General features: G+C 34.3%; 4 protein-coding genes and 1 pseudogene. 2 read left to right on the forward strand and 3 right to left on the reverse strand.

Translation table 11 applies throughout. The features are described from left to right. Positions 1-126: 126 nt before the first annotated feature. On the forward strand, positions 127-1,614 hold the full coding sequence (locus BA053_RS04770) for a type II secretion system protein GspD (RefSeq protein ID WP_065095092.1): 1,488 nt from the start codon (positions 127-129) through the stop codon (positions 1,612-1,614). Positions 1,615-1,621: 7 nt separating this feature from the next. On the opposite strand, the gene BA053_RS04775 is transcribed toward BA053_RS04770, so the two are convergent. Both BA053_RS04775 and mtaB read right to left on the reverse strand, forming a co-directional pair. Further along, entirely contained in the window at positions 1,622-2,560 is a 939-nt protein-coding gene (locus BA053_RS04775) for an outer membrane protein (protein ID WP_065095414.1), read from the reverse strand. Between the two features lie 66 nt (positions 2,561-2,626). Then, entirely contained in the window at positions 2,627-3,853 is a 1,227-nt protein-coding gene (gene mtaB, locus BA053_RS04780) for a tRNA (N(6)-L-threonylcarbamoyladenosine(37)-C(2))-methylthiotransferase MtaB (protein WP_065095093.1), read from the reverse strand. 389 nt (positions 3,854-4,242) lie between these two features. Here mtaB and gatA point away from each other — a divergent pair, with 389 nt between their 5' ends. Then, positions 4,243-5,712, forward strand: coding sequence for an Asp-tRNA(Asn)/Glu-tRNA(Gln) amidotransferase subunit GatA (gatA, locus tag BA053_RS04785; RefSeq protein WP_065095094.1), 1,470 nt, complete (start codon positions 4,243-4,245; stop codon positions 5,710-5,712). 180 nt (positions 5,713-5,892) lie between these two features. Here the strand turns inward: gatA and BA053_RS04790 are convergent. Then, positions 5,893-6,577, reverse strand: a pseudogene (locus BA053_RS04790) (hypothetical protein); the annotation flags it as partial.

Here is a 6,577-nt window from a genome sequence, read left to right on the forward strand (position 1 = left end):
AGAGTATACAAAAAATACATAGCCAAAGCTAATACACGACAATTATCTGCTCGATGAAAATGAGATTAAATACATTTTTAATATTTTTATAGAAATCTATTAGTATAGATTTTGTATGCTGTTCTAATGGCTATTTTTAAATGCTTAATACTCCTCTTCATTATTTCTTGCACACATCTACCTACCAAGCAATATCCTATTAACATAGACAATTATAAGCACGATTATCCGTTGCAACAATATAACACCTCTTTGGAGATTAATGAACCGGCAATACCAGAAATTATGCCTTTACCAATAGAGTTTCCCGATCTCACAATCAGTAATCAGCTTATTTCTATTAATGTTAGTGAAGAAGTATCAGTAAAAGATTTGCTGATTGAGATAGGAAAACTTTCTGACGTTAACTTGGATATGGACCCAAAAATATCAGGTAATATTATTTTAAAGCTAAAAGATAAGGATATAAACGAAGTAATTCAGAGTATAGCAAATAGCGCCAAACTGCGTTACTCAATAAGTAATGGTGTAATTAGAATTGAGCAGGACTTGCCATACGCGCAAAATTATTACGTAGACTTCATCAATATTCAACATTCTGCTCAAAGCAGTTTCGTCATTAGTAACAATATTACTAACAGTGATGGAAGTAACGTTGATAGGGACTATAACAATGTTATGAAGTCTCAATACAGTAGTGACTTATGGAATTCATTAGAAAAAGGCTTGAATGCAATAATGGATGTTAACGGGGTGGATGATGGCGAATTCCTTTCATCCAACAGAGAAGCTGGTGTTATTATTTTGAATGCTAGAAAAGATGTCCACAAAGCTGTTGAAGAATATATTAATAAGGTTAAGAAGTTAGCGTCTTCTCAAGTAATGATAGAGGCAAAAATAGTTGAAGTTGTGCTAGATGACAAATACCTTTCTGGTATGAACTTAAATGACTTACAAGATGGAACTAAGTCTATAATAAATCAAGATAACTCCATTATTAACCTAGCAATGAACTTTGGTGCGAATGATCTAGGAGATTTAGTAAAAAATTTAGACAAATTTGGCACTTCAACTGTAATTTCAAGCCCCAGAGTACATGCTATAAATAATCAGCAAGCGATGATTTCATTTACTAAAAACCATATTTATTTTACCTCCGATATACAAAAAGATACTAGAAACTCTAATCAGACCTTAATTACCAAGATGAATAGCGTCCCAATAGGTGTTGTGCTAATAATCCACCCAAGCATTAACATTGATACTAGTGAAATATTCATGGATATACATCCAACTTTATCAAGAATTAACGGCTACACTAAAGATCCAGATATAGAGTACGTCGCACAGCAGAGTAAAATGAAATTAAATAGCGACATTCCAATTGTTGAAATCAGAGAAATGAACTCTATGTTAAAAATTAAGAGCGGTGAAATTATGGTAATCGGCGGGCTTATAGAACATAGAGAAGATAAGCAAAGCTTATTGCATCAGAAATCAAAAAGGCTAGCGAATAATATTAGAACAGTAGAAACTGTCATTTTTTTAAAAGCAACAATCGTACCAACATTTGGTTTGTTAGATAGAAAAGATAAGAATTTATATATATATTAAATTATCACTAAAAATTAAATATCAAACCAACTTCAATATTGTGAGTAGATATGTCATCTGCAACAGGTATCGGAACGCTAAAGTAACGATAGCCGAGAAAGGTTTTGATTTCTGGGATTATTGAATAATCAACACCAAGTTTTATTTGATAAGCAAACCAAGGAACATTCAGTGGCATTGAATTTTGGGGTGACCCATTAATCCTTTTTAATCTAAAAACTGTTGGCCCTATACCAAGACCGATGTACGGAGCAAATTGTGTATCCTGAACGCTGGGATTATAATAGAAGTTTAACAAAAACGCAAATATACTTGCTGATTTATCAAATACCGGAGGAGAATTACTATCTTCAATATTGGCTATAGAATACGCGGCTTCAAAATCAATTTTACCATTTTCTCCAGCATAGTAACCTAAAGACACGCTGCTAAACCACTGGAAATCAATTTTACCATCAAATTGCTGTATACTTTTAATTTCATCTGCCACTATATTTTTTATTATAAAACCATAATGACTTTCAACTAAAGTTAGGACTCTCTCCCCTATTGCCTTTATACCCTTTACAAATGTTTCTGAATTATCATGGTATACCTTACCACCGTTAGCGCTAACATAAAAATCAAGTTTTTTTGATTTTTCTTTTGTAGGCTCAGCTTGATCTGCGATACGTGACCACATATTTTTCTGATCAGCTACTTGGAGAATAGAAGGTTGTTCAATAGGACTATTTTCAGGTTCTTGATATTTTAAATCCTCTGTTAGTACTTCTTTTTCAGTAACCTCTTTAGAATGCATTACATCTTCATTATTGTCCGTTTCTAGTTTTAAGAGTTGTGTTCCAATAACTTGTTCAACGTGTACATAATTACCGATATAAGTAATAAAAAAATAGACACATGAAATTAAAATCAAAAATAAAGTAATAGATCTTTTAGTTATCACAAATGAACCCATAATTATCATTTATAGTATAACCATCATATCATATATTTCTTTAATGTACAAAAATTAAGAAAGAGTATTTCCAATTAAATAATTATTCTCTACGCCTGTAACATTAACTTTCACAATACTTTTAGCTTGCGCTCTTGATTCAAGCTTTATTAATGCAAAATTTTCTGCTCTACCGACATTATTTTGCTCAACCAGAACACTTTGCTTAGTGTTGATCAAGGATTGACAAAAACTGCTCACAATTTCTTTATTTACTTCTCTTAAATTTTTTACTCGTTCTTTACGCACATTCTCTGGTACTTGTGGCATTCGTGCAGCAGGTGTATTTTTCCGCTCTGAATATGGAAAAGCATGTAGGTAAACTATATTTGTTTTTTTCAGTAAATCAACTGTATCCTGAAACATTTCATCAGTTTCTGTTGGAAATCCAGCAATAATATCAGCGCCAAATGCTATATTAGGCCTCAAGCTCTTCATTTTATGACAAAATTCTATCACTTGTTCTCTGTTGTGACGACGCTTCATTCTCTTTAGTATTAAATTATTACCAGATTGTAGACTCAAATGTAAATGAGGCATAAGTCTTGACTCATTAGCTATTAAATCCATTAATTCGTCGTCAACTTCAGCAACATCGATAGAGGAAAGTCTTAGCCTCTTCAACTCTGGTATATCCTTTAAAACTCTCCTAATCATTGAACCAAGTGATGGCTTACCCAACAAATCTGTACCAAAGTCAGTAATATCAACCCCTGTAAACACTACTTCTTGATATCCATTTTCTACAAAGATCCTGATTTGCTCTATAATACTGTTTATTGGCACAGATCGATTATTCCCTCTTGCCTCAGTAATTGAACAAAATGTGCAGCTATGATTACAACCATTTTGAATTTCAATAAATGCCCTTGACTTATCTTCAAATCCATTAATTAGAACAGGTTCTACTTGGTTATCACTGACCAAGATTTTATCGTCATTTAGTAAGTAATTTTCAGCTTTTAGCTTATCTTGATTACCAAGCACTTTACTTACACCAGGAATGCTACTGTAAACTTCTGGATCCAACTGAACAGCACAACCAACTACGATAATTTCTTTATTTGGATCATTTTTGTAAATCTTACGTATCTTTTGCTTTACCTGACGTTCTGCTTCGTTTGTCACTGCACAGCTATGCACCACAACAACATTTTCTCTCTTTGCTTTTTTTAATGCTTCTTTGATTAACTCGCTCTCGTAAAAATTTAGACGACAACCAAATGTTATCACTTCATTCATGTTAGTATTTTTTGCTTTAATAGACCTAAATTATATCAAATATCCAAGCAAAGTCTCTTGCATGACTATTTTTTTGTAAATAAATGCTATGCAAGCAGCAGACACTGGGATCTCAACGATTTTCACTCAGACACAGTATCACTCCTTTGCTTATTATAGTCTTTTGACCTTTTTAAGATACAATCCGGATTGGATACTGAGTTGGTGAGTATAAAAGTATAGCTTCTACGTCATACCGCTGTGGTATCTCTTAGCCGCTAACAAGTAGCGGGATGACGATTGTCGGTGAATCTAAGTTACCTTAGCTACATTTCTAGCTGTAACTATAAATGTATGGATTTTTTATCGTGCCATGTTATAATTAACGTCTTGCTAAAAATTAAATATTGATGAATGAACTAAGAAAGTTAAGTATTACACAAATGCATGACGGGCTCAAAAAAAAGAGTTTTTCTGCCGTTGAACTCGTAGAGGCGCACATCAGTGCGGTTGAAAATGAGAAATTAAATGCATTTATAACAAAAACCCCAGAGATAGCAATGAAAGCTGCTAAAGCTGCAGATGAACATTTCTCTAGGCAAAAGGATGATTTAATCTCGCCGCTCATGGGTGTACCAGTTGGCATCAAAGATCTATTCTGTACAAAAGGAATAAAAACAACAGCATGCTCAAAAATGCTGGAAAATTTCGTTCCGACTTACGAATCTACGGTGTCTGACTTGCTTTTAAAAAGTGGAGCAGCCATGCTCGGTAAGCTTAATATGGATGAATTTGCTATGGGTTCTGCGAACACAAATAGCTATTTTGGCCCTGTTGAAAATGTGTGGATTAGAAAAAGTGATGGGGAAAAAGTTGTTCCTGGTGGATCATCTGGTGGATCTGCAGCATCGGTTGCTGGATTTTTATGCGCTGGAGCGTTAGGAAGCGACACCGGTGGATCTGTACGCCAACCAGCAGCTTATTGTGGAGTGGTTGGAATAAAGCCAACTTATGGAAGATGCTCGCGTTTTGGTATGATTGCATTTGCGAGTTCTCTGGATCAAGCAGGAGTCATTACTCGTTCTGTCTCTGATTCAGCATTAATGCTGGAAGCAATTTGTGGCTATGATACAAAAGATTCAATATCGAGCGAAAAGCCAGTGCCTAAATTTTCTAGCTTTATAAATGGTGATGTCAAGGGTAAGTGTATTGGTATACCAAAAGAATATAGGATGGATGGAATTTCAGAGGAAATAGTTCATAATTGGGAAAGAGTTGCTTCCTATTTAAAAGAAAATGGCGCTGAAGTTGTTGACATTACTCTGCCACATACTAAATATGCAATACCAGTCTATTATTTAATCTGTTCTGCTGAAACTTCATCCAATCTTGCTCGTTACGATGGTGTGCGTTATGGATTAAGGGTTGATGTTGATACCCTTGAAGAAATGTATTCACTAACAAGAGCAGAAGGTTTCGGTAAAGAGGTGAAAAGAAGAATTTTAATTGGCGCTTATGCGCTTTCCTCAGGTCATTACAATGAATATTACGAAAAAGCACAGTGTATCAGGGCATTAATCAGAAATGATTTTATAAAAGCGTTTGAAAAAATAGATTACATACTTGTGCCATCTGCTCCAACAGAAGCTTTTGGCTTAAATGAAAAGCCAGATCCGCTAATTATGTGCATCAATGATGTGTTTACTGTGCCGGCAAGTCTGGCAGGATTGCCTGCTATTTCTGTTCCTGTTGGGCTCTCCAATGAGGGTTTACCACTTGCCTTGCAAGTGATTGGAAATTATTATGATGAAGCTGGAATATTAAATGTGGCAAGTGTGATAGAGCAAAATTGCGGCAGAATAATTAGACCTCTTGCATAATCTATTTTTTGATAGTAATTTTTGCATTAAAATTTGCTTACGCTCCTCAACGTACTCTATGGTTCCATTTTTAGATGAATAGCAAAAACAGGGTATATTAATCTGTTTACAAAATTTTCGTGTAACAGTTCACACTTAATTAAACAGACTGAATTCTGTAATTTTGGGATGTTGAAAAATTTACCTCACGTTGTCATTCCAGCGCATAACGCTGAAATCCAGATTTATAGAAACGAAAAAACTTGCTTGACACATTTTGCCAACCCCCTTATTATGATGTGTACTACAATGATACAAATTAAGAATTCCCCCATCCTGTGCTGGTTCTTCGATCTGAAATCCTACTTCTACCTGATCACAACCAATGTTAATTTGTCCTATTAATGCTTTAATAATGCCGCGCTTAGTTTGCCAATCTAGCTGTTCCAGGTTCGATTTTACACTAGAATAAAAATTCTTTATGCTATTTATAATAAGACTTATTCCTTTTTCTACTGCCTTCTGATCAACTACCTTTTTTTTCTCTTCTTCTATCCCTTGTAAGCGTTCTTTCATTTTTCTCATTGTCTGTTTAAATTCTTCCTCGCTTATATATCCTTTCTCTCCTGCATTTTCTTGACTATAATAATCTTCCATTAATTTTTCGATACCTTCTTTTATTTGATTTTCTCTTCTTGCAAACTTTTTCTCTGATGATTCATCATTTTTATTTTCTAATACTCTACGTTGGTATTCCTTTTTTATCATCTCTGGGTTTTTTAGTACATCTTTCACCTTTTCCCATACTGACCTTACCCAGAAAAAGTGGAGAGAAAGAAAGGAGTTTTTTCGGGTAAAATAAAATTTTGGAGGATTAGAAATGGCA

The organism is Wolbachia endosymbiont of Nomada ferruginata (genome assembly GCF_001675785.1).
Classification (GTDB): Bacteria; Pseudomonadota; Alphaproteobacteria; order Rickettsiales; family Anaplasmataceae; genus Wolbachia; species Wolbachia pipientis.